General features: G+C 39.6%; 21 protein-coding genes, 1 other RNA gene and 1 pseudogene. 14 read left to right on the plus strand and 9 right to left on the minus strand.

The annotated features are described in order from the left end of the window. Positions 1-192: 192 nt before the first annotated feature. The gene (locus C7B62_RS06365; RefSeq protein WP_106233778.1) at positions 193-690 is read left to right on the plus strand and encodes a 2TM domain-containing protein; all 498 of its coding nucleotides are present in this window, start codon (positions 193-195) and stop codon (positions 688-690) included. A gap of 69 nt (positions 691-759) precedes the next feature. Here the strand turns inward: C7B62_RS06365 and ssrA are convergent. Further along, positions 760-1,150, minus strand: a transfer-messenger RNA (tmRNA) gene (ssrA, locus tag C7B62_RS06370). A gap of 310 nt (positions 1,151-1,460) precedes the next feature. On the opposite strand from ssrA, the gene hemB reads away from it, so the two are divergent. Beyond that, positions 1,461-2,444, plus strand: a complete 984-nt coding sequence (gene hemB, locus C7B62_RS06375; RefSeq protein ID WP_106233779.1) for a porphobilinogen synthase — start codon at positions 1,461-1,463, stop codon at positions 2,442-2,444. A 24-nt stretch (positions 2,445-2,468) separates the two neighbouring features. Here hemB and C7B62_RS26820 read toward each other — a convergent pair whose 3' ends face one another. Next, positions 2,469-2,597, minus strand: coding sequence for a hypothetical protein (locus C7B62_RS26820; RefSeq protein WP_255413989.1), 129 nt, complete (start codon positions 2,595-2,597; stop codon positions 2,469-2,471). 377 nt (positions 2,598-2,974) lie between these two features. Between C7B62_RS26820 and C7B62_RS06380 the strand changes: the two genes are divergently transcribed. From C7B62_RS06380 to C7B62_RS06400, 5 genes are all read left to right on the plus strand, one after another. Next, a complete protein-coding gene (locus tag C7B62_RS06380; RefSeq protein WP_106233780.1) occupies positions 2,975-3,823 on the plus strand; it encodes a hypothetical protein in 849 nt (282 codons plus the stop codon). Continuing rightward, a complete protein-coding gene (locus C7B62_RS06385; RefSeq protein WP_106233781.1) occupies positions 3,816-8,144 on the plus strand; it encodes an S-layer family protein in 4,329 nt (1,442 codons plus the stop codon). Before C7B62_RS06380 ends, C7B62_RS06385 begins: the two co-directional genes overlap by 8 nt. 234 nt (positions 8,145-8,378) lie before the next feature. Further along, positions 8,379-10,079, plus strand: a complete 1,701-nt coding sequence (locus tag C7B62_RS06390; protein ID WP_146132054.1) for a CAP domain-containing protein — start codon at positions 8,379-8,381, stop codon at positions 10,077-10,079. 197 nt (positions 10,080-10,276) lie between these two features. Beyond that, positions 10,277-11,188 (plus strand): ParA family protein, encoded by a 912-nt coding sequence (locus C7B62_RS06395; RefSeq protein ID WP_106233782.1) that lies wholly within the window; start codon positions 10,277-10,279, stop codon positions 11,186-11,188. A gap of 4 nt (positions 11,189-11,192) precedes the next feature. Further along, positions 11,193-13,433 carry a putative PEP-binding protein gene (locus tag C7B62_RS06400; protein WP_106233783.1) on the plus strand — a complete coding sequence of 747 codons (2,241 nt, stop codon included), beginning with the start codon at positions 11,193-11,195 and terminating at the stop codon, positions 13,431-13,433. Between the two features lie 14 nt (positions 13,434-13,447). On the opposite strand, the gene C7B62_RS06405 is transcribed toward C7B62_RS06400, so the two are convergent. Then, on the minus strand, positions 13,448-13,894 hold the full coding sequence (locus C7B62_RS06405) for an SRPBCC family protein (protein ID WP_106233784.1): 447 nt from the start codon (positions 13,892-13,894) through the stop codon (positions 13,448-13,450). Between the two features lie 111 nt (positions 13,895-14,005). On the opposite strand from C7B62_RS06405, the gene ttcA reads away from it, so the two are divergent. Beyond that, complete coding sequence (ttcA, locus tag C7B62_RS06410) at positions 14,006-14,812, plus strand: tRNA 2-thiocytidine(32) synthetase TtcA (protein WP_106233785.1); 807 nt, start codon at positions 14,006-14,008, stop codon at positions 14,810-14,812. A 170-nt stretch (positions 14,813-14,982) separates the two neighbouring features. Beyond that, entirely contained in the window at positions 14,983-15,465 is a 483-nt protein-coding gene (locus C7B62_RS06415) for a flavin reductase family protein (protein ID WP_106233827.1), read from the plus strand. A 194-nt stretch (positions 15,466-15,659) separates the two neighbouring features. Here the strand turns inward: C7B62_RS06415 and gloA are convergent, their stop codons facing one another. Together gloA and C7B62_RS06425 are read right to left on the minus strand one after the other, a co-directional pair. After that, entirely contained in the window at positions 15,660-16,064 is a 405-nt protein-coding gene (gloA, locus tag C7B62_RS06420) for a lactoylglutathione lyase (RefSeq protein WP_106233786.1), read from the minus strand. A gap of 83 nt (positions 16,065-16,147) precedes the next feature. Beyond that, positions 16,148-16,750, minus strand: coding sequence for a DUF1517 domain-containing protein (locus tag C7B62_RS06425; protein ID WP_106233787.1), 603 nt, complete (start codon positions 16,748-16,750; stop codon positions 16,148-16,150). 108 nt (positions 16,751-16,858) lie between these two features. Between C7B62_RS06425 and C7B62_RS06430 the strand changes: the two genes are divergently transcribed. Both C7B62_RS06430 and C7B62_RS06435 read left to right on the plus strand, forming a co-directional pair. Beyond that, the gene (locus C7B62_RS06430; RefSeq protein WP_106233788.1) at positions 16,859-18,067 is read left to right on the plus strand and encodes a glycosyltransferase family 4 protein; all 1,209 of its coding nucleotides are present in this window, start codon (positions 16,859-16,861) and stop codon (positions 18,065-18,067) included. A 34-nt stretch (positions 18,068-18,101) separates the two neighbouring features. Beyond that, on the plus strand, positions 18,102-18,674 hold the full coding sequence (locus C7B62_RS06435; RefSeq protein ID WP_106233789.1) for a YqhA family protein: 573 nt from the start codon (positions 18,102-18,104) through the stop codon (positions 18,672-18,674). 292 nt (positions 18,675-18,966) lie between these two features. Here the strand turns inward: C7B62_RS06435 and C7B62_RS06440 are convergent, their stop codons facing one another. Further along, entirely contained in the window at positions 18,967-19,326 is a 360-nt protein-coding gene (locus tag C7B62_RS06440) for a hypothetical protein (RefSeq protein ID WP_106233790.1), read from the minus strand. 242 nt (positions 19,327-19,568) lie between these two features. Here C7B62_RS06440 and C7B62_RS06445 point away from each other — a divergent pair, with 242 nt between their 5' ends. Next, positions 19,569-19,970: a nuclear transport factor 2 gene (locus C7B62_RS06445; protein ID WP_106233791.1), complete on the plus strand. Its 402-nt coding sequence runs from the start codon at positions 19,569-19,571 to the stop codon at positions 19,968-19,970. 194 nt (positions 19,971-20,164) lie between these two features. Next, positions 20,165-20,647: an orange carotenoid protein N-terminal domain-containing protein gene (locus C7B62_RS06450; RefSeq protein WP_106233792.1), complete on the plus strand. Its 483-nt coding sequence runs from the start codon at positions 20,165-20,167 to the stop codon at positions 20,645-20,647. A gap of 179 nt (positions 20,648-20,826) precedes the next feature. On the opposite strand, the gene tnpA is transcribed toward C7B62_RS06450, so the two are convergent. Then, on the minus strand, positions 20,827-21,243 hold the full coding sequence (gene tnpA, locus C7B62_RS06455; protein WP_106233793.1) for an IS200/IS605 family transposase: 417 nt from the start codon (positions 21,241-21,243) through the stop codon (positions 20,827-20,829). Between the two features lie 56 nt (positions 21,244-21,299). On the opposite strand from tnpA, the pseudogene C7B62_RS06460 reads away from it, so the two are divergent. Next, positions 21,300-22,692, plus strand: a pseudogene (locus tag C7B62_RS06460) (RNA-guided endonuclease InsQ/TnpB family protein). Here the strand turns inward: C7B62_RS06460 and C7B62_RS27080 are convergent. Next, entirely contained in the window at positions 22,656-23,075 is a 420-nt protein-coding gene (locus C7B62_RS27080; RefSeq protein ID WP_370303816.1) for a hypothetical protein, read from the minus strand. The pseudogene C7B62_RS06460 and the gene C7B62_RS27080 sit on opposite strands and share 37 nt — an antisense overlap. Next, positions 23,075-23,764 carry a glycerophosphodiester phosphodiesterase family protein gene (locus C7B62_RS06465; RefSeq protein WP_233219838.1) on the minus strand — a complete coding sequence of 230 codons (690 nt, stop codon included), beginning with the start codon at positions 23,762-23,764 and terminating at the stop codon, positions 23,075-23,077. The genes C7B62_RS27080 and C7B62_RS06465 overlap by 1 nt, the downstream gene beginning before the upstream one ends. Between the last annotated feature and the right edge of the window lie 80 nt (positions 23,765-23,844).

A 23,844-nucleotide genomic window follows, 5' to 3' on the forward strand; every position in this document is an offset into this window, starting at 1 on the left:
TAATAATAATAGTGCTTTGTCAATTAATTAATGATTGGTGAGCAAGCTTGGAGTAATGAGTAATGAGTTTTTACCTACTACCTACTACCTACTACCTACTACCTACTACCTACTACCTACTACCTACTACTTAATCTCAACCCATCAATTAATATTTAACAAACTAATAGAGAGCTGCTGAAATAATATGCTATGCCAGATATAAATCCCCAATACCCCGATTCCTACAGTCAAGAAGACATTCAAGCAATTTTAAATCTGGCGATCGCCAATCATCATACCGATGAAGAATTGAGCCGACAACAGCTATGGGAAATTGCTGCCGAGTTAGACATCAGCAACAGCGTGATTCAAGCTGCCGAAAAAAGCTGGTTAGAACAAAAGACGATTGACCGTCAGCGTAGTGCATTTAATTTGGTTCGTCGCCAAAAATTTCAACAGAAATTAACTAAATATGCGATCGTCAATACTTTCTTGGCTTCCTTTAACTTTATTTTGGCTGGCACACTTTCTTGGTCACTGTATATCCTGCTATTTTGGGGATTGGGAGTTGCGTTGAGCGGGTGGAAAGCCTATCAATCGAGCGGCGAAGAATACGAACGAGCTTTTCAAAGATGGAGTTTTCAAAACGATGTTAAGCAAACCGTCGCTACTGTCTGGACAAAGGTTCAGCAAGTCTTGCAAGCTTGAACCAACAAACTATCAATCATTAAATAGTTGGAGATAGTTTGATTCAATCAGGATATTTTATTGATTATAGAGTGGAGCCGAGCAGAGTCGAACTGCTGTCCAAGCCAGCTATTCACTTGCCCATTCGTTCACAGGTTTAGCTCCTTTTACCCTTAGAGCGGGGGTCATCAATTATCCCTGATGGCAGGATTCTTTGATAAAATCTTTGCTTAATAACCTACCAAAGAAAATTATTAAGCGCATCCGTTGGGGTTTTGTCTTTAGTCCTTAACGGAGTCAAACTAGAGACGAGCAAATCTGAAAGAGTTTTTCTAGATTTAGGCAGCTACTGCCTGACGCTCAAATTTTACGATGTTGTTTGCATCTATATTTAGTTTGAGTCTGATTTACGAGATGGTACTCACTCTCGACCTGAATCACGGATTAGTTTTTACTAACCTGTCGAAACCTTTACGGCCCCATGTCTTTTTTAAAGCTCTTAGCTCTTAGCTCTTAGCTCTTAGCTTTTGAAGAGCGGAGTTAATAACTAATAACTATGCTTTGTTTTAATATTCTAGCTAACTTTGAATTAGATAGCTATAAAGTACCAAAGCTTAAACATTACAAAACATTGAGTTGTCTACTAGCTCATACTTTGACTGCAATATTCATTTTAAACTAGTAAATCATACCTAATCTAGATAGTTAAATCTTGAGGAAAAATATTTAGATTAGTGCGTTGCCCTATAAAACCGAACTCCCAACTTTAGTACTTTAGTATAATAAATCTTATGTTCCCCACTAATCGCCCTCGTCGCCTGCGTCAACATCCCCAACTACGTCGGATGGTGCAGGAAACTTTAGTTACGGCTAATGATTTGATCTATCCTCTATTCGCCGTGCCAGGAACATCTGTGGCTAATGAGGTTAGATCGATGCCTGGAGTTTATCAGCTTTCGGTAGATAAAATTGTGGAAGAAGCCAAAGAAGTATATGGTTTGGGTATTCCTGCGGTAATTTTATTTGGCATTCCTGAAGATAAAGATTTGGAGGCTACTGGCGCATGGCACGATTGCGGAATTGTACAACAGGCTGCCACTGCCATTAAGCAAGCTGTACCTGACTTACTAGTAATTGCCGATACCTGTCTTTGTGAATACACTACCCACGGACACTGTGGATATTTAGAAACAGGCGATCTAACAGGGAGAGTACTCAACGATCCAACTTTAGAATTACTCAAGAAAACTGCCGTAGCTCAAGCGCAAGCAGGGGCGGATATTATTGCTCCTTCAGGAATGATGGATGGTTTTGTCAAGGCAATCAGAGAAGGGTTAGATGCAGCTGGATTTGTCGATACTCCTATTCTTTCCTATGCTGCTAAGTATGCCTCGGCTTATTATGGCCCTTTTCGTGATGCAGCCGATTCTGCCCCTAGTTTTGGCGATCGCCGTACCTATCAAATGGACCCTGCTAATGGTACAGAAGCCCTTAAAGAGATAGAATTAGACATTGCCGAAGGCGCAGATATGCTGATGGTAAAACCCGCTTTGTCTTATATGGATATTATTTGGCGCGTCAAGGAAGCGACTAATTTACCCGTAGCTGCTTATAACGTTTCTGGGGAATATTCGATGGTGAAAGCTGCTGCTCTTAACGGCTGGATCGATGAGAAAAAGGTAACCTTAGAAACCTTAACTAGCTTTAAGCGAGCTGGGGCGGATCTGATTCTGACTTATCATGCCAAAGATGCAGTACGCTGGTTAGCTGAATAGGTTGTTTTGATGTTAAAAGTGCGATTAGGCTCCGCCTACGCTTCGCGATCGCGTCGAAAAATCTATTTTAATGACTGAACTATACAAAAACATTAAAATATCAAGGGCGATCGCCTTTTGCTTTAATGCTCTTAAAATCAATCTTGCAACCACAAAAATTGGACTGCTTTTTATTGCTAAATTCTCATAATTTGCAGCAGTAAATTCTAGTTCATCACAACTTTATCAGAAAACGTCGATTTCACTGAAACTTCATAGTCTTAAAAGTGAAGTACATACTAATTTGCTCTATAATCAAATAATTATCAGCTACAAACACTTCTGCCCTATGCGTAACAGAGTCTTTGTACTTAATAATTTAGTTAAATAGGCTTAACTTATCTTATCTGTTGCGCCGATAAATCGATACTAGTCTGACTAACAGCGCACTACGGTAAGACAAAAATTTGGATACATATTAATGCTGGCGATCGCTCTATTGAATCTCAATAGGCAAGCTTGCTCTGGAAATTTATTATCAGGATTACACCATGCAAGAATTCATAGTTTCTACTCTCGAAGACGAAAACGACGGCGATCATAATGCAGGAGATCTATCTTTAAGAGAGGCGATCGCCCTGGCTAATGAAAATGAAGGTGAAGATTCAATTACTTTTGACTCTAGCTTAAGTGGTGGCAGCATCGGCTTAACTCAAAGCGAACCTACCCCAAGGGGTGGCGAATTCAACCAAGACTTAGAGATTACTGATTCCTTAAATATTGTTGGTTTGGGTGCGCAAAACTTAACTATTGATGGGCTTAGTCGTGGCAATGGTATCTTTGAAATCACGGGAGAAAACACAAACGTCAACCTCGAAGGACTAACCATCGCCAATGGCAGTGACGCACGATTCTTTTTCAATGATGCAGGGGTAGGCGGAGCAATTAAATTCTCAGGGGATAATCTCACTGTAAAAGATTCTTTAATCACTAATAGTTTTGCAGATATTGGAGGTGCGATTTCTAGCTCAGGTCATGTCAATATCAATGGAAGTACAATCAGTAATAATAGTGGACCTGGTATTTCTGATCCAAGCGGAGCTATTGATGCCAGCTCGTTAGATGTCACCAATAGTACGATCAGCGATAATCGCGATCGTGGTATCTTGGCAGGCACACTGAATATTACTAACAGTACTGTTAGCGATAATAATACGAATAATACTAGCAACGGCAGCTCGGGTTTTGCTACTGAAATTCTTACCAAAGGCGGAACGGCAAATGTTACTAGTAGTATCGTTACGGGAAACAGCCAGGATCAGAACAGTGGTGATAAATTCACGGACTTGGGTGGAGAATTTATCAGTGGTGGAAATAATTTAATTGCTGAGAGTGATTGATGGTTCTAGCAGTTTTGTCAACGGTGAAAACGGCGATATAGTTGGCACTACTGACAACCCCATCGATCCACAACTAGGAGAATTACAAAATAATGGTGGTGCTACTCTAACTAAAGAATTACTGGCAGGAAGTCCCGCGATTGATACAGGTAGTAATCCTGATGGTTTAGCTACCGAGCAACGAGGAGAAGGCTTTAACCGTACTGTCGGGGATGGTACTGATATCGGTGCTTTCGAAGTTCAAACAATTCATGGTGGTGGAGGAACAATTCCTGATGAACTTGTTGTTTCTACTCTAGAAGATGAGAATGATGGTGATTTTGGTGCAGGAGATCTCTCTTTAAGGGAGGCAATCGCCCTGGCTAATCAACAAGAAGGTGTAGATGCGATTAGCTTCGATTCTAATTTAAGTGGTGGCACAATTGCTTTTGCCGAATCTCAAGAGCGCAATCTAGCGATTAATGATTCGGTTTCAATTAACGGTTTGGGTCAAGATAACTTAACTTTAGATGGTGGCTTTATTTTTAATGTTGCTAATGCCGAGGCTGATGTTGCCATTGATGGCTTAAATCTCACTGGCAGTAAAATTGACAGCTTTGGTAATTTAACCCTAACTAACAGCACTTTGAGTCAAACCCTGGATATTGCTGGTTTTTCGGACAATAGTGCGATTATTAGCCGAGGCACGACAATTATCAGCGACTCGACGATTAGAGATAATAGTGGCGGAAGTAATGTCGGAATTGTAGTTGAATCAGGAACAACCAATATTGAACGTAGTACAGTTGCCAATAATGAAGCTAATTATGCTAACTCAGGAATTACTGTCCGTAGTGATGCTACCGTAAATCTCAGTAATAGTACTGTTGCTAATAACCAAGGCAGATCTCGTGGCGGGATTGATAATGATGGCACACTTAATGTCACCAACAGTACCATAGCTAATAATAATGGCGGTTTAAATGCAGGGGGCATTCTAAACTCTGGTAGTGCAAATATAACTAGTAGCATTGTGGCGAATAACAATCTTACTAGTACTCCGATTGGAGATATTTCAGGTGAAGGAGAGTTTGTTAGTGGAGGAAACAACTTAATTGGTAATGGTGATGATGCAGAAGGTTTCACAGATACCGATCTTGTGGGTACTATTGATAATCGTCTCGATCCGCAACTAGGTGAATTACAAGATAATGGTGGTGCAACTCCAACTAAAGAACTACTAGCAGGAAGCCCCGCGATTAATACTGGTAGTAATCCTAATGGTTTAACTACTGATCAGCGTGGAGAAGGCTTTGACCGTACTGTCGGGGATGGTACTGATATCGGTGCTTTTGAAGTTCAAACAACTCATGGTGGCGGAGGAACAATTCCTGATGAACTTGTTGTTTCTACCCTAGAAGATGAAAATGATGGTGATTTTGGTGCAGGAGATCTCTCTTTAAGGGAGGCGATCGCCCTGGCTAATCAACAAGAAGGTGTAGATGCGATTAGCTTCGATTCTAATTTAAGTGGTGGCACAATTACTCTATCTTCGGGTGAATTACTAATTGATAAAAGTCTAAACATCGAAGGCTTGGGGGCTGAGAATCTCACAATTGATGCCAATGATGCTAGTCGAGTTTTCAAAATCAATGATGGTGATGCAAACAGCCAAATTGATGTAGGTATCAATGGATTAAAAATTACTGGCGGTAATGTCCAAAATCCTAATTTGGAGATTCCAGATGAAAGTAGAGGAGGAGGAATCCTTAATCAAGAAAGCTTAACTCTTGCCGATACTAACCTCACAGGCAATAAAGCCGTTGAAGGAGGAGGAATTTACAATCTGGAAGCTAGGGCTGAGATTATCGATAGCAATGTTAATGGTAATTCTGGGAGTGGAATCTATAATTCCCGATCTACGGTCAATATTAGCAGCAGCAGCATTAATGAGAATGATACAGGAGGCTTGAACGATCTATCGACTGGTATAAATTCTGATTCCTCAACAGTCAATATTGTTGATAGCACTGTTTCTTATAATTCATCATCGTTTGCCGGCAGTGGCGGAATAGGCATCGTCAACTCAACGATGAATATTAAAAACAGCTCTGTTAATAATAACAGTACATCAGTATTCGGTGAAGCGGGAGGAATTGATTCCGATAGTAATTCAACTCTACGTATTAATAACAGCAATATCAGCAACAACTTTGGTGATCCTGGTAGTGAATTTGATCCAAAGGCAAGAAGAGCAGAAGCTAGTGGCTTAAAAACATCAGGCACAACTATTATTACGAACAGTACTATCAGCAATAATACAGGGGTAGGCGATGGAGTGCTTAACTCTGGAAATTTAGATGTTAATAATACGACTGTTAGTGGTAATGCGGGTAGTGGAATAAGGACTGGTCAAGGTAGTGGAACTTCGACTATTAGCAACAGTACTGTTGCTAATAATGATGTAGGTGTTAGGTCTATTGATGCAGATAGCGTGACAATTGTCAGTAGTATTGTGGCTGATAACAATGACACCGACTTGAATACACAGCAGGGAAATCCAGTTATTACTAGCGGTGGCAATAACTTAATTGGCGATCGCGGTAATGTAGAAACATTTGTTGACGGAGAAAACGGTGATCTAGTTGGCACATCTGAAAGCCATATTGATCCTCAACTGGGAGAATTACAAGATAATGGCGGTGCAACTCCTACCCAAGAACTTTTAGATGGCAGCCCTGCTATTGACACTGGGAGTAATCCTAATAATCTCACTACTGATCAACGGGGTGATGGCTTTAATCGCACGGTAGGTGAAGGAACTGATATCGGTGCTTTTGAAGTTCAAACAACTCATGGTGGCGGAGGAACAATTCCTGATGAACTTGTTGTTTCTACCCTAGAAGATGAAAATGATGGTGATTTTGGTGCAGGAGATCTCTCTTTAAGGGAGGCGATCGCCCTTTCTAATCAAAGCGAAGGCGAGGACACAATTACTTTTGACTCTAGCTTAAGTGGTGGCGCGATCGACCTAACCGAAACTGAACCTAATGGCAGAGGAGGTGAGTTTAACCAAGACTTAGATATTACTGATTCGGTCAATATTATTGGCTTGGGTGCAAATAACCTAACTATTGATGGGCTTAGTGGTGGTAACGGTATCTTCAAGATCACAGGAGAGAACACCAATGTCAATCTCGAAGGATTAACTATCGCTAATGGCGATTACACAAGACTTTTTCTCAATGATCCCCTACCAGGTGGTGCAATTGATTTCGAGGGGGATAATCTGACTGTGAAAGATTCTGTAATCGTTGGCAGTGATAGTACTTTTGGTGGAGCGATTAACAACTCAGGCAACGCTACTATAATTAATAGCACTATTACCGACAGTTCAGGTGTTGATGATTCCTTTACAGGTGGTGCGATTTACAATACAGGAACATTAGATATATCTAACAGCACTATTAGCAATAATCGTAGTCGTGGTGTTGCTAACGGAGGCACATTAGAAGTCAATAACAGTACTATCAGTGATAATTCTGGGGGTGGCGTTTTTAACAGCAATAGTGCCACTGTCACCAGTTCGATAATTGCCAATAATACTAGCTCTGATGTAATCTTTACGACTGTTACTCCTGGCACAAATACTGATGATGATGTGACAGGCACAAAGGCTTTTACCAGTGGCGGTAATAATTTAATTGGCGTAGTCGATGGGTTTGGATCTTCTGCTTTTGATTCTCCTAGCACAGCAGGCTTTGTTAATGGTGAAAACGACGATCTAGTTGGCACTAGTGATAATCCCCTTGACCCAAAACTGGGAGAACTGCAAGATAATGGTGGTCTAACTCTGACCCAAGAATTACTAGAAGGAAGTCCTGGAATTGATGCTGGCAGCAATCCCAATGACCTAGCTACGGATCAACGGGGGGAAGGGTTTGAACGCACTGTAAGCAATGGTACTGATATCGGTGCTTTTGAAGTTCAAAATATCGATGGTAATCCTGGCGGTGGCAATCTTCATCCAGGTGCGATGCCAACTTTTGGAGATGATACTTTGATTGGTACTCTCTGTAACGATCTGCTTGAGGGTCTAGAAGGCAATGATATCTTGAGTGGTGGCAACGGTAACGATACTTTTGTCATATCTTTAAATACAGGAACAGATACAATTGCCGATTTTAGTTATGGTCATGATTTGATTGGCTTATCTTCTGAAATAAGTTTTGCTGACTTATCTTTTTCTGGTAACAATATTATTTGGAATAGTGAAACTATAGCAACTCTCAATGGATTTGATACCGCTAATCTCACCGAGAGTAATTTTGTTGATGTTTAGTCGATGACCAGACTATTTTCTGCTTTCTCTGAATCAGTTGCAGTTTAAATTTTTGGTTACGGGCGATCGCCTTAAAAAGCGATCGCATTTCTATTTAATGCCATTAAAAAGTTATCACCTCAGTAAATATACGGGATTCTATTCGCCAGAAAACAGGGGATAAATACTGTTTGCAAAACAATCAAGCTTGATTACATTGGAAGTTAAATATATTTCAATGATCGAGTAATTCCCATGGTTCAACCTTCAGCATCTGAGCAGTATTTGCTCGAATTAATTAATCGAGCCCGTCTTAATCCCCAGTCAGAAGCAGATTTATTTGGCATAAATTTAAATGTTGGATTAGCTGATAACACTATTTCTAGTAATTCTAAGCAGCCACTAGCTTTTAATTTATTGTTAATTGATGCAGCGCGATCGCACAGTCAATGGATGCTAGATACAGATACTTTTAGTCATACTGGCATCAACGCCACTAATTCTCAACAACGTATGACCAATGCTGGCTATCAATTTACTGGTAGCTGGGCTGCTGGAGAAAATATTGCGTTCAAAGGTACGAGTGCAACGATCAACCTTAGCAACTTCACTGCCGATATACACCGAAACCTATTTTTAAGTTCTGGTCATCGCACTAATATTTTAAAAGCAGATTTTAAAGAAATTGGCTTAGGTAATCTTACTGGAGATTATAAGGGTTACAATGCTTTGATGGTTACTCAAAACTTTGCCAAATCTGGCTCAAATGTCTTCCTGACAGGTGTAGCCTATAATGACTTAGTTTTAGAAGATGAATTTTATAATATCGGCGAAGGTTTAGCAGGAATTAAAATAACCGCAGTTCGTCAGTCCGACAATACATCATATACTACGGTAAGTATGTCGGCGGGTGGCTATCAAATGGCATTACCAGTAGGGACTTATAATGTCAGCTTTTCTGGAAATAATCAAACTCTAGGTAAGTCTACTCAAATTACTATTGGTTCAGAAAATATTAAATTAGACTTAAATACTGATAATATTCTTAATCTTTTCTATGGTGGTGATGGTAATGATTCTTTATCTGGTGGCATAGAAAACGATACGCTCATTGGGGGATTTGGCAAAGATACTTTAATAGGAAATGCGGGTAATGACTCTTTAGATGGCGGAGCAGATATTGATCTTTTTGATGGCGGTGATGGCGATGATACCTTAAATGGTGGTGATGGCAATGACAGACTCTATGGTAAAGCTGGCAATGATTTACTAATTGGCGGAAATGGCAATGACTATTTTAGTGGTCTTGATGGAGCGGATATTATTTATGGCGATCAAGGCAATGATACTTTAAACGGCGGCAATGGTAATGACAAACTTGATGGTGGCATAGGAAACGATACCCTCATTGGCGGATCTGGCAAAGACACCTTAATAGGAAACGCGGGTAATGACTCTTTAGACGGCGGAGTTGATATTGATGTTCTTGATGGCGGTGATGGCGATGATACCTTAAATGGCGGTGATGGCGATGACAAGCTCTATGGAAAAGTTGGCAATGATTTACTAATTGGCGGAAATGGTCATGACTATTTTAGTGGTCTTGATGGAGCGGATACTATCTATGGCGGTGAGGGCAATGACACTTTAAACGGCGGGAATGGTAATGACAAACTTGATGGTGGAAATGGTAATAACATCATGATTGGTGGTGCTGGTGCGGATATTTTTGCGATCGCATCAGGTCAAGGCACAATTGTTATTAATGACTTTGTTAATGGAGTTGATTTCTTGGGTTTGACAGGTTCTTTAGCTTTCAATGACTTAAGTATTATTGATAATGCTACTGGAACAGGCACGATCATTTACGATCTGAGTAATAGTAATGCTGTTTTGGCGAGTATTGTTAACGTTAGTGCTGTTGCTTTTACACAAGAAGACTTTACTATTGCCTAGAATGTTAAACTTAACATTCTCGTCTGGGGCGAACAAGCCGTTCGTCCCTAAAATCCCTAATTAGCAGCAGTAAGATATTAAGTAATACAAAATAATGCTGTTAGCCAAAGCAAAACTTTAGAAAATATTATGATTTACCGTTGCCACAATCCTAATTGAGACACTAACGTTAACAAGGACAGTTAGGAATTTCAAACATGGGAACTATCATCAGCACCGTCAATATGAAAGGTGGGGTAGGTAAAACTACTCTGACTGTTAATCTGGCTACTTGTTTAGCACAAAGACATAACAAGCGAGTATTGGTTTTAGATTTAGATTCACAAATCAGCGCCACCTTAAGCTTGCTTTCGCCCCATGATTTTGCCAAGTTACGCAAGAAAAAGCATACCTTAAGCTATTTGCTAGAAAATGCGATCGATCCCAATCCTTGGAGTAAATTAAATGTCGATGACATCATCGTCCCTCAGATTTGTGGGATTCACGGCTTAGAATTGCTGCCAGGAGACATTGAACTTTATGATGAGTATCAAGTTTCACAAATGCTCCATCAACAGGCGATCGCTAAAGATGAACAAGAGTTTCAAAAGGTTTGGGACGATTTTGAACGGGTTTTAATTCGACAAATTCTTGATCCAGTAGTTGACTATTATGATTTTATTATTCTTGATTGCGCTCCTGGTTATAATTTATTGACTCGGAGTGGAATTGCTGCCAGCGATTTTTATTTACTGCCTGCTCGACCAGAACCTCTATCTTTAGTGGGTATGCAGCTATTAGAAAGAAGAATTGCTAAACTGAAAGAAAGTCATAAAAATACCCACCCTGTCAAGGTTCAACTTTTGGGAATTGTTTTTATTCTTTCGGCTGGGGGGTTAATGGGCAGGTATTATAAACAGGTGATGAAACGGGTTGAAGACGACTTTCTACCCGAACAACTGTTTAATCAATCAATTCCGATGGATGTCAACGTGGCTAAAGCAGTTGATTTATTTACGCCTGTTTCTGTAGCTATGCCCAACTCAGGAGGGTCAAAAGCATTTATGAAATTAAGTGATGAATTGTTGGCTAAAACGACAGTTAAACAAGAGTTAGCTGCTGTAACTTGATGTTTTGAAAGATATTTATTGGCTTTCTCAAATTCAATATGCAGAACAAGCGTTGGTTGGGAATAAACTATTTATTCTCAGCCAATTACTTCAAGATGGATATCCGATCGTACCTGGGTTTGTTTTAGGGAACAATCTATGGCGCAAGTTTTTACAACTGATTGATGCGTCTTTGTTGACTACAAACGATCAAGATTATCGTAGTAGACAAGCTTTCGCGAGAAATAGTCGGCAGATTATTCAGCAGACTACCATACCGCAAATATGGCAAACAGAAATATTTCAGGCGGCACAACAGTTAAATTCTCCTGGTTTAATTCTGCAACCCTTCGTCACTACTCCCGATCACCACAAGATTAGAGAAAATACATTATGGCGATCGCATACCTGTAACTGTAATGGTGAAGCTTTAAATACAGCACTCAAATCAGTTTGGTCAGAGTTATTTAGTGCCAGCAGTCTAATTTATTGGCAGAAATTAGGCTTAAGCTACGATCTGATCGATTTAGCCGTATTAGTCAGACCTATTAAAAGTGCTTATGCTTCAGGGACTGTGGAAATTAGCGATGATTTTATTGAAATAAAAGCCAATTGGGGTTTAGAGTATAGCCTCCTGCAAGGAGATACTGAAGCAGATGAATATTATCTAGACCGCGATCTCAAGCAAATCATTTCTCAACACTTAGGACAAAAAAATTACGCCTATCGGGCAAAAAATGTTAGTCTATCTGCACCGCTTGATGAATGCTTAGAAGCATATCTCCCTGCCGATCATCTGGCTGCAACCTATGTCCTCGATCCTAAAGCGATCGCTCAATTAATTGAGCTTACTCAAAATATACTCGAACAACAGTCTGAGATCAAATATATCGTTTGGAATGCCTTTAACTCATCATTAAATGCAAATGCGCCACTTCATTTTTACTGTACTCAGTTGAGCGATCTCTTAATTTCCCATAGCGCTATAGCTGATAAGATCGTGCAGAATCTTTCTTTACCTAAGATAGCGCCTTTACTTTCTGGGATGGCAGTATCCCCTGGTACTATTCAAGCAGAGATAGCTGTTATTCCGGATCTAATTCATCTTCCACCAATTGCTCCTGGTTCGATTTTAGTAACCAAAGTAATCGATCCTCAACACGTCAGTTTAATCAAACAGGTCAAAGGAATTATTACTGAGATTGGCGGGAGAAATAGCCATGCTGCCATAGTTGCAAGGGAACTTGGTATTCCAGCGATCGCCAATGCCTCTAATGCTAGTAAAATCCTGCATCATGGCGATCGCATCTTACTCAATGGGGATGATGGTCGGGTTTATCCTGCTACGGATGATTACCAAGTCAGTTCTCCTGCGTTAAAAGGCATACTGTCTCCCACCTATCCCATTGCGACGAAACTAATGGTAAATCTTGCTCAACCAGAGAGTATTGCTGGTGCATCAAAACTGCCGATCGATGGGGTGGGATTATTACGTTCAGAGTTGATGATGACAGATTTATTCTCTTCTCAGGTTTTAGCCCAGTGGCAGGAATCTTTCCAAAGGCAGTTGGTGTCAACTTTATGTAACTATTTGCGCCAGTTTGCTGTGGCATTTTTTCCTCGTCCTGTCTTCTATCGCTCTCTAGATTTATCTGGTCAAAACTCACTTAATCCAGTTTTGGGCGATCGCGGAGTCTATAGATATATCAGCGATCCTACTTTATTCGATCTGGAGTTGGAAGCGTTACAAACCATTGCCGCAGAAGGTCATCACAATATCAATTTAATTTTGCCTTTTGTACGTAGCGTTGACGAATTTAAGTTTTGTTATCATCGTTTAGAAAACATTGGCTTAACTATTCAAGATTCCTTTCAAGTCTGGATTATGGCGGAAGTCCCTTCTGTTATTATGTTGCTGCCTGAATATATTCGCGCTGGAGTTCAGGGGATTGCCATTGGCACTAACGATTTAACTCAATTACTTTTAGGTGTTGATCGAGAACGAAACCAGTTTAGCGATCGCGGTTTAAATGCTAATCATCCAGCTATGCATAAAGCGATCGCCCAATTGATTAAAACTGCTCATGATTACGATCTCGAATGCTGTATTTGTGGTCAAGCACCAGTAGAACACCCCGATTTAATCGATAAGCTAGTTCAGTGGGGAATTGATATCATTTCCGTCGAACCCGATGCTATTGCTCAAACTTATAAAGCGATCGCTCGTGCGGAAAAGCGCATGATTCTAGATGAACGACGCAATTAATAATTAATTATCAATTACAAATTACAGTGGATTTGAGTTACTTGATGACGATAGCGGAACATATCTTTGAGTCGTAAATCGACCCACCAGCCTAAAAGTAACTCGGTGAAAAAGCCACCAGGAATTTCATAGGCGATCGCATCTATTAATCTAGTCTGGTTGCCTTCTGGGGCAAATTCGTGGCGGTGTATCCAAGATTCCATTGGGCCATCTGTTTGTTCGTCTACAAAAAGGCGATTTGGTATACATTCGATATGAGTTGCTACCCAGCGTATGGGAATACCCGCCAAGGAGAGTCGAAACTCGCTAATTGCCCCGACTTCTAAACCTCCTTCACGGCGGATAACCTTTACTGGTTGCCAAGGAGGAGTCAACAAATTGAGAATATCAGGACGTTCATAAAACTGCCAAACTGTTTCTATCGGTGCATCGATTACGCTGGTATATCTAAAATTGAGCATTAAAATTTAAATAGCTCTAAGCTCTAGGCTGTAAGCTATAAGCTAGGGTTGAACTGTTAGATCGGTGAATTTATCAATACTAATTCGGATTAGACTTATAAATAATAAAATATGGAAACCATTAAGGTTCGTACTTCTAATAATTTTAAAAGACTCCAGGCACGGTTACGAGGGCAGATGGGAAAAGCGATCGGCGATTATCAAATGATCGAGAATGGCGATCGCATCATGGTCTGTCTATCTGGCGGAAAGGATTCTTACACGATGCTAGATTTGCTCTTGAGCTTGCAGCGTAAAGCACCTGTAAGCTTCGATTTATTGGCAGTTAATTTAGATCAGAAGCAACCTGGATTTCCTCAACATGTCTTACCAGAGTATCTTGAGGCTTTAGACGTTCCCTATCGCATTGTTGAACAGGATACCTACAGTACAGTTACCAGAATTGTTCCAGCAGGAAAAACCATGTGCGGTTTATGCTCTCGTTTGCGTCGAGGTGTTCTTTATCGGGTTGCAGCAGAAGAGGGTATTAATAAGATTGCCTTAGGACATCATCGTGATGATATTATCGAGACTTTATTTCTCAATATGTTTTATGGCGGAAAGCTGAAAGCCATGCCACCCAAGCTGTTGAGTGACGATAGTAGCAATATTGTCATTCGCCCCCTAGCCTACTGTAGTGAGGCAGAAATTCAAAAATATGCCAGCGCTAGAAACTTTCCGATTATTCCCTGTAATTTATGCGGTAGTCAGGAAAATCTCCAGCGATTACAAATTAAGCAAATGCTGCAAACTTGGGAAAGAGAATCGCCTGGAAGAATTAATAGTTTATTTAATAGTCTGCAAAATGTTACTCCTTCTCACCTGGCAGATACAGAGTTATTCGATTTTGCTGGATTAGGCAAAACAAACAGCGATTGATTGTGAGAATTTCTGGTAAATACAGTTTTGGTAAAGAATCCTTGGTTAGCGCGTCAGATTTGCTCAACAGTTAAAACTTTACTTCTATCAAAAGAAAGTTTTTCTGCCTACGGAAGCTTGATAGAATGTTGCCTAATAGTTTGATGATTTTAAATCAGGGAGTAAGGCTTGTGTTAGACCAGAAAGCAAAAAAAACAATGCTGCGGAAAATTCCTCATGGACTCTACATTTGTGGTGTCAAGGAAGGAGAGGAAATGAATGGTTTTACAGTTAGCTGGTTAATGCAATCATCTTTTGAACCCCCTTTGGTAGTTAACTGCGTCAAAAAAGGCACTATTTCCCATGAAATGATTAGCAATACTCAGGTTTTTGCGATTAGTTTTCTTGAATCAACACAAAAAGATTTAGCAGCATCTTTCTTTAAACCTAAAACTCGCGTGGGCAATAAATTTGAGAACGTCGAATTTTATGAAGGAGAAGCAACAGGCTGTCCGATTATCCAGGACTCACTGGGATATATTGAATGTAAGGTAGTTGGTACAGTAGAAGAAGGCGACCACACAGTTTATGTTGGGGAAGTAATTGCCTCGGGAATTCATCGTGAAGGGGAGCAGCTATTATTATCTAGTACTGGCTGGGAATACGGTGGCTAACTCGATCTGTTAAATTTTATTTAGACTAAGTAAAGCCCTATGCTCAGGGCTATTTTTAACAGTCAGTATTTATAGTAAAGATGGGTGTAAATAGAGTAACCATTTGATTTAATTTGAAACCCCTGCGATATCTGACTCGCTACTTGTTACTTGTTACTTGTTACTTGTTACTCGCTACTTACAACAAAGCATTACTAGTTCTTTGCCGATCCTTGCGTGCCAAGCTGAATTAACTCAATTTTATAACCATCAGGATCTTCGACAAAAGCAATAACGGTGCTACCATGCTTCATCGGCCCAGGCTCACGACTCACTTTTCCCCCTTGAGCTTTAATGCGATCGCAAGTACCATAAATATCATCAACACCCAAGGCAATATGACCATAGCCTTTACCCAAGTCGTATTCTGACACGCCCCAATTGTAGGTAAGCTCAATAACCGTGTTGTCTTTCTCCGCTCCATAGCCCACAAATGCTAGGGTAAACTCGCCCCCAGGGTAATCTTTACGCCGTAAAAGTTCCATCCCCAAAAGATCGCAATAGAAAGCAATAGATCGATCTAAATCTCCTACTCGCAACATAGTATGTAGCATTTTCATGTTTATTTTCTCCTTGTTCAATAATCCTTAAGTAATATTTAGACTAGCGAATAACCCTAGAGATTTCTGGGAGGAAAGAAAATTTACAGAGGAATTAATTCAGGAAAATTAAGCAATAGTTGTTCACCATCAAGTTCATCTCCTAACCTAGCGGGAGAAAAATGGATTTGAATTGCCCGCAGCTTTTCTTGGTAGTGCAAATTAATTAAAGCTTTGAGACCATATTCTAATGCTTCAACGTCTGCGAGATTGTTTTCTAAATCTGGCGATTCTCCTTCAAAAGCAACAATTAGCATAATTACTAAATTACGAGTTACAGGTAAAGATAGAGGCTCATCATCAGTAACAGATTCAGCAGTATCTATGCCGCTTAAATACCTTTGAGCAGAATCAGTAAAAAGTTCGTTAACATAATCTCCTGCTTCTCCTTCATCCCAAAAAACATCCCCTTCATTCCCTACCGATTGCCAATATTCGCTCATCTGGAGTAGCTCTTGAACTAGGGAAACTAAACCCTCCCCCAGCACAGCTAAATCTCCGTCAGCTTCTACTGATTCTCTAGCAACACGATTGAGAGTACCAAGCAGAGGAGCAATTTCTGAACCTGCCATGTGGATAAAGATGCGGGATACCACAAAGCGAGTTTTACCACTAAACTGGGAAATGCGATCGCGCCAAGAAGTCATAATGCTTATACTAAAGAATACTTAATTAAACTACCATTTTTATGGTGGCAAGCTAGATTATCGTTAAAATTGGGGCGAATTGTTAGCTCCTAATTTGCTCGCATAGTCATGAAAATTTTATTTTTACATCCCAACTTTCCTGCTCAATTTCGCCACCTAGCTACAGTTTTGGGTAAAGACCCTCAAAATACAGTAGTTTACGCCACGAATCGCCTTGAAGGGAGTATTCCAGGGGTTAATAAGGTGGTATATGAAAAGTCTCGCGCTGCTCGTCCTGAGACTCATCATTACGTTAGACCGTTAGAAAATGCTGTTTTAGAAGCTCAAGGGGTCTATCGAGTCGCCCAGAAGTTGAAAGACCAGGGTTTTTATCCCGATGTAGTTTATGGTCATTCGGGATGGGGACCAACTTTGTTTATGAAAGATATTTTTCCCCAAGCAACTCTACTTTGCTATTTTGAATGGTATTACAATGCTTATGGGTCGGATGCCAACTTTGACCCCAGTGATCCCATTAATGCAGATGATGAAGCCCGAATTCGCACGAAAAATGCGCCAATATTACTAGATTTGGTTAGTTGCGACCGTGGTTTATCCCCTACTGCTTGGCAGCGATCGCAATTTCCCCCAGAATTTCAAAGTAAGATTAAAGTCCACCATGACGGCATTGATACTAGCTATTTTCGACCAATGCCAGAAGCCAAACTAAATCTGGCGCGAATTAATCTCGACCTCACCGCAGCTGAGGAAATTGTCACCTATGTCGCACGAGGTATGGAACCTTATCGAGGCTTCCCTCAGTTAATTGAAGCTATTTATCTCCTGCAACAACAACGACCCCAGTGTCACTTTGTCATTGTCGGTAAAAATCGCGTGGCTTATGGTAAAACTTTGCCTGATGGTAAAACCTATAAAGATGTCATGCTAGAAAAATTTCCTGTGGATCTGAGTCGAGTCCACTTTACCGATCTATTGCCTTATGACGAATATCTCCAAGTACTACAAGCTTCCTCAGCGCATATTTACCTAACTCGTCCTTTTGTTCTGTCTTGGTCAATGCTTGAAGCCTTATCTACAGGCTGTGTAATTGTTGCTTCTGATACTGCCCCTGTAACAGAGGTGATTGAGGATAATGTTAACGGTTTACTAGTAGATTTCTTCTCTCCTCAACAAACATGCGATCGTGTCATTGAAGCTTTAGAGCATCCCGAACAGATGGCAATAATCCGCACTCAAGCTAGAAAAACTATTTTGGAAAAATATGACTTAGTTAAGTTACTTCCTCAACACTTACAATGGGTTCAAGATTTAGTTTAAGCTAAGTTATCAAGAATTAAATGAGTGAGCGCTAATGAAGAATAGAGCCAAGGCAAAATTGAGAAAGCTTGAATTATGGTTTGAAAACTTAATTTGGAATTTCCGCTTCTTCATCTTAATTCCCGTTATCTTTAGTTTACTCAGTGCCTTACGCCTAATTTTTATTGGCACAATGGATATTGGGGCAGGATTATCTATAGCTTTAGATTATCAAGATCCTGAAGGGAGCAAGACAATTCAAACAGTTGCTTTTATTATCGGTGGAGTAGACTATTACTTAATTGGTATTGTCCTTTTGATTTTTGCATTTGGGATCTATGAATTATTTATTTCAGAAATAGAAATTAAGCATCAAGATGATTCAAGCATTCTCCAAAGTAACAGTTTAGAGGAATTAAAAGGTAAGCTAGTTAATGTGATTGTAGTGGCGTTGATTGTTAGTTTATTTAAACAAATGCTAAGTATTGAAATTGGCAAACTTAGCGATATAATTTATATTGCTTTAGCAATTTTATTAATTTCTATTAGTCAATATTTATTACACTTGAGCCATACAAAATCTATCATACATACACCAAAGAGCGATCGCCTCACTACTCACGAGTAATAGTAAATCCGTTTCGTATAGGTTACTTGAAAAAATGAGTAACAAGTAATAAGTAACGAGTAATAAGTAATAAGTATTAGTTATTCTGATCTTATCACCAAATTTTTACGCACACATTAAACATTATTTTTGCCAAGCGGATTTGGTACAAACTAAACTTTGAAGAAGGACAAAAAAAGGGATCAAAAGGTTGCCCAATTGTTCCCCATGCATTGCTCTAACTCTCACCTAATCAGCCAGACAAGTTTTACTGTTTCATCTTATTTTCTAGTAGTATTTAGTAGTTAATTGACTACTCTTCTTCTATTACTTGACGAATACGTTGTTCCAACCGATCTAAATCCAAACCACCTTCATCACGATTGATTCGGCGCACAGTACCATTAATTTGACTTAAATCACTAAGTAAATCCCGCAAGATTTCTTGCTGTTGTCGAGATTGAGTAATTTCTTTTGGTTCTTGAACAATATCCCGCACAATAGTTGATTCAGAACGAGATGCTACTATTGGTGACTGTTCACCTTCTAAATGCACAAAGGTACGCCTTCCCGAACCTCTTTCTTCTTCAATTGGTACTAAAGCAGTAACGCGATCGCTACGCACATATTTACCAAACCCCAGGGGAACTAGTACCGCTGACTGTATTTTCATAAAATATTTCTAAGTTGCAGATATATACTCATTTATTGTGCTGCATTGATATTATTATAAAAAACTTGAACAGCATGTCATATATAGTTTTCACCTATTTTAGATAGTGATTTCTTCTCTGTCATCAACTTAAGTTTTCTGCTAGTTTTTTAGATGACTATTATGAGAATAAATCTTTAGATAGAAGCGATCGCCTTACTAATTAACTTAAGTTCTATTAAAGTTATTAACAAATATTTTTGATGACCTATATCGAAACTTCTTCAACTATTGCAGGAATTAGCAAGTCAGCTATTAGTGATTACTTTGTGACAGTCAATCAAGCAGAATTTGCTAAGACAGCATCTTTATTTGCTGAAAATGGCACATTACTCCCACCTTTTGAAAAACCAATTATAGGCAGGGCAAACATAGCAGCTTATTTAAGTAAAGAAGCTAAGGGGATGAAACTATTACCCCAGCAGGGAGTCTGTGAAGCTGAAACAGATTGGTTGAAATACAAAGTACTAGGTAAAGTTAAAACCTCTTTGTTTAATATTAATGTTGCCTGGCACTTTATTCTTGGTCAAGAAGAGCAAATTGATACAGTTCAAATAAAGCTACTAGCTTCTCCTCAAGAATTACTGAGTTTGCAGTCAAAATAGACAATGTTTACTGACAACTGATTACTATTTGTGAATCATTATTCATTGCTCATATCTATCAATAGTCGAAGATCGATTTGGATGCTTATCTATCTTGTTATAGTTTCCTGTCATTTCAAACACCAATAAGTTAGTAACTAACGAGCTTAAACAACAAAAAGCTAGAAAAATAAACTTGGAGATCATAAAATCGCATGGCTATAGACACTTCTGGGCAGAATATCTCTGCTGCACTCAGCTCTTACGGTAATCTTTCAACAGATGATAAATTAGCCTTTCTTTGGTATGTGTATACCAAAATGGGAACATCGGTTACGCCAGCAGCGCCTGGCGCAGCAGCAGATGAAATTGTAGAGGGATTATTTAATCAAGTAAAAGAGCTATCTCATGAGGAACAGTTAGACATACAACGTAAAATTATCGAATCACAAGACAGCCTCATTTCTCGCGAGTATGGTGCTTTTAGTGAAAACAGTAAACTATATTTTTGGTATCGTTTAGCCCAAGGAATGGAAGCAGGAACAATTATTCCTATGCCTGATAATTATGAGCCTAGCGGGAGTGTAACAGAGCTATTATCTCAAGTTGAAAGTATGGAATTTGAGCAGCAAATCACTTTGTTGAGAGATGCAGTTGTAGATGCAGGTGCTGAACCAAAATCTGGCGCAGACATCTAAGCTGGCTAGTACCGCTACCTTAAAGGATATGCCTAAAAGGATTACCTGCGGATAAGCTTAGAGCTTTTTTACCTAAAAAAGCCGAATTATATCAATTTAGCTCGTCGGCGAGAAGCCCCACGTCCGTAATCTTTGATTCGGCGTGGGATGAATCGCCAACGGCGCGTTTTGCGAGACAGTCAATCAACTGGCTTATCCTGATTCTCAATATACTTACGGAGAGTAGAGATAGTTACTCCACCACATGAAGCTAGAAAATAGCTGCTATTCCAAACTACCTTCTTTTTGTAATAAGTCTTCTCTAGTTCGAGTAAAAATTCCTGCCTTAACTTTCTGCTAGAAACACTTTTCAAACTATTAACTAGTTTACTTAACTGTATCTCTGGATGGTACTGAAACAGCAAGTGAACATGGTCAGACTCTCCATTAAACTCGACGATTTTACATTCCCACTTATCCAATAAAGATTCAAACACCTCATGAAGTCTGTCAATCATTGATGCAGTCAATACTTTACGCCTGTACTTGGTAGTTAAAACCAAGTGAATTTTAATGTCAGATACAGAGCGACCTCTAGAGATAAAATCTTTCTTCATTAAATAATACAACCAAATATGCTATCATCAGTGTAGCTTAAAAACAAACTCTAACTTTGATTTACAATTACCAGTACCGATTAAAACCTACCACTGAGCAAAAGCTAGTACTCAATGACTGGCTTCGGATTTGTCAGTATTGGTACAATCGTCAGCTAGGAGAACGGTTTGATTGGTGGGAAAATAATCGCAGTTACACTGATAGGTGTCTTTTGGTATGTCATTTACCAGAGTTAAAAGACAAGCCTGAGTTTTACGGGCAGAAAAAGCAGTTGCCCATAATCAAACAAGATTTGGTTTCTGTTGGGTGGAGTGGTGAATTGCTAGACTTTAACTCTGTGCCATCTCAGACACTACAAGAAGTGTGTAAAAGAGTAGAGCTAAGTTTTAAGCGCTACATAGCTGGAGACAAAAACGGAAAACGTTCTGGAAAGCCTAGATACAAAAACACTGCGCGTTTCAGGTCAATGGTGTTTGAGGGATCGAAATTGCATTCTTGTTCCGTCGGGGGCAAATGGCTTTATATATCATTACCAAAAATAGGCTTGGTTAAAGTACGGCATCATCGTTCATTGCCTGATGGATCGATTCTCAAGCAAGTTCAAGTAATTAAAAAAGTTGATGGTTGGTATGTCAACTTAAGACTTGAAGATAATTCTGTGCCTAATTTTGTACCAGATATCACTCCTACTTGGGATAACTCAATAGGCATGGATGCGGTTCTTCACGAAAATGATTATCTAGCTACTAGTGAAGGAGTCAAGCTGCCCAGTCTCAAGTCATTTAGGAAGTCCCAAGGTAAACTAGCGTCTATATCAAAGCGCAAATCTACCAAAAAAAAAGGTAGCAAATCAAGACGTAAGCTAGCAAAAAGAGAAGCCAACCTGCACCAACAGATAGCTAGAGCCAGAAACGATCACGCTTATAATACTGCTCATGCACTTCTCAAGACGGGCAAACAAGTTTTCTTTCACGAAAAGCTTAATCTTGCGGGATTGAGCCGAAGGAATAAAGTTAAAACTGATGAACAAGGTAACTTTTTACCTAACGGACAGTCACGCAAATCAGGACTCAACAAGTCCTGGACTGATGCTGCCTTTGCTCAGTTTTTTACCATACTAAAGTTCAAAGCCGAAAAAGCTGGAGCTTTGGTGATACCAGTTAATCCACAATATACCTCAATGCTGTTGCCATACAAAGATGAGTTTGTCTTTACCGACACGAGTATTCGGGAGTATTGGGACGAGGAATTAAGTCTTTTGATTGATAGAGATATTTCAGCCTCTATCAATGTCAAAAGAGTGGGGCTGGACTTGTTCCCCACTATAAAACGCCGTAAGGGGAATCCCGTAGTAGTTGCTTCTGCTACTAATAGTACCCTAAAGGAAGTTTTGACTGCATATGCGAGGTTTTCAGAAGCCTACATCTGTACGCGAAGCGTCAGTGTAGGAGAAGTCACCAACGATTCGGGCAGGCACACCCCAACAAGAATAAAAGCGATAGCGAATTCCACCACCGATCAGCAGCGTAAACCCAGTAGTATTGCTGACGGCATAAGTAATGAAAGTAGTAAATAAAATCCGCTTGCGACTCAGATAATGATTAAGTTGACGAAAAGCAACCAAATCATAGGTACTGATCACAAAATAACCCGTAAAAGCAAAGCATAAAGCCAAAGCCAATTGGCGATCGCTAATTAGGGCAAGACCTGCCAAAATATCGTCTAGGCTATAGCGACCTAACTCTTTTTGGAGAATGTAAAGAGAAAAAGTCAACAGCAGCAATCCTATTATCGGATAAATCCAGCGAGTCCAGCTCCAGCGATCGCGCATTAGTCAGTGCAGTTAGAAATAACTTTTTCAGGGTAATTGGTAAAGATGCCATCCGCTCCTATTGCTTGCATAAGCTTAATATCATCAGGCTGGTTAACGGTATATATCCATACCCGCAAACCTTGTTGATGTGCAGACTCAATCAGTTCAGAAGTGACATAATCTAAATGAGGAATAATTAGATCTGCCTGTAGTTGTTGAGCGCTTGGTAAATATTGCCAAGGCAAACCATAAATTAGCATTCCTGTAATAATTTCAGGAGATATTGTCTTAACCTGATTCAGTTCATCATGATTAAAAGAAGAAACGATAAAATCTGAGTAAGACCACCCCATTTTTATATATGTTTGAATTAGATCCACCACTAACTTAGCGGTATTACTGCCCTTTAATTCAATATTAACTATGACTTGACGATTTACTGTCTCCAACACCTCTTCTAAAGTAGGTATTTGCTCACCTTTACCAGCATCAAGGGATCGCACATAGGCAAAACTCCTATTCTCGAGATAACCTATACCATTAGTAGTTCGAGCTAAATCGCGATCGTGAATCACCACTAAATTATTTTCGAGGTTATAAACATCAATTTCTACTGCATCAACACCTAAAGCGATCGCCGCTCTTATGGATAACAAAGTATTTTCAGGCTCATGTCCCATTGCCCCACGATGTCCAATACACAGCATATAAATTGATAATTAATTATTAATCATTGATAATTACTCATTGGTATCTACTCTGGGAATTAGCTAAGAGCTTGACACTA

Source organism: Pleurocapsa sp. CCALA 161 (assembly GCF_003003995.1).
Lineage (GTDB): Bacteria > Cyanobacteriota > Cyanobacteriia > Cyanobacteriales > Xenococcaceae > Waterburya.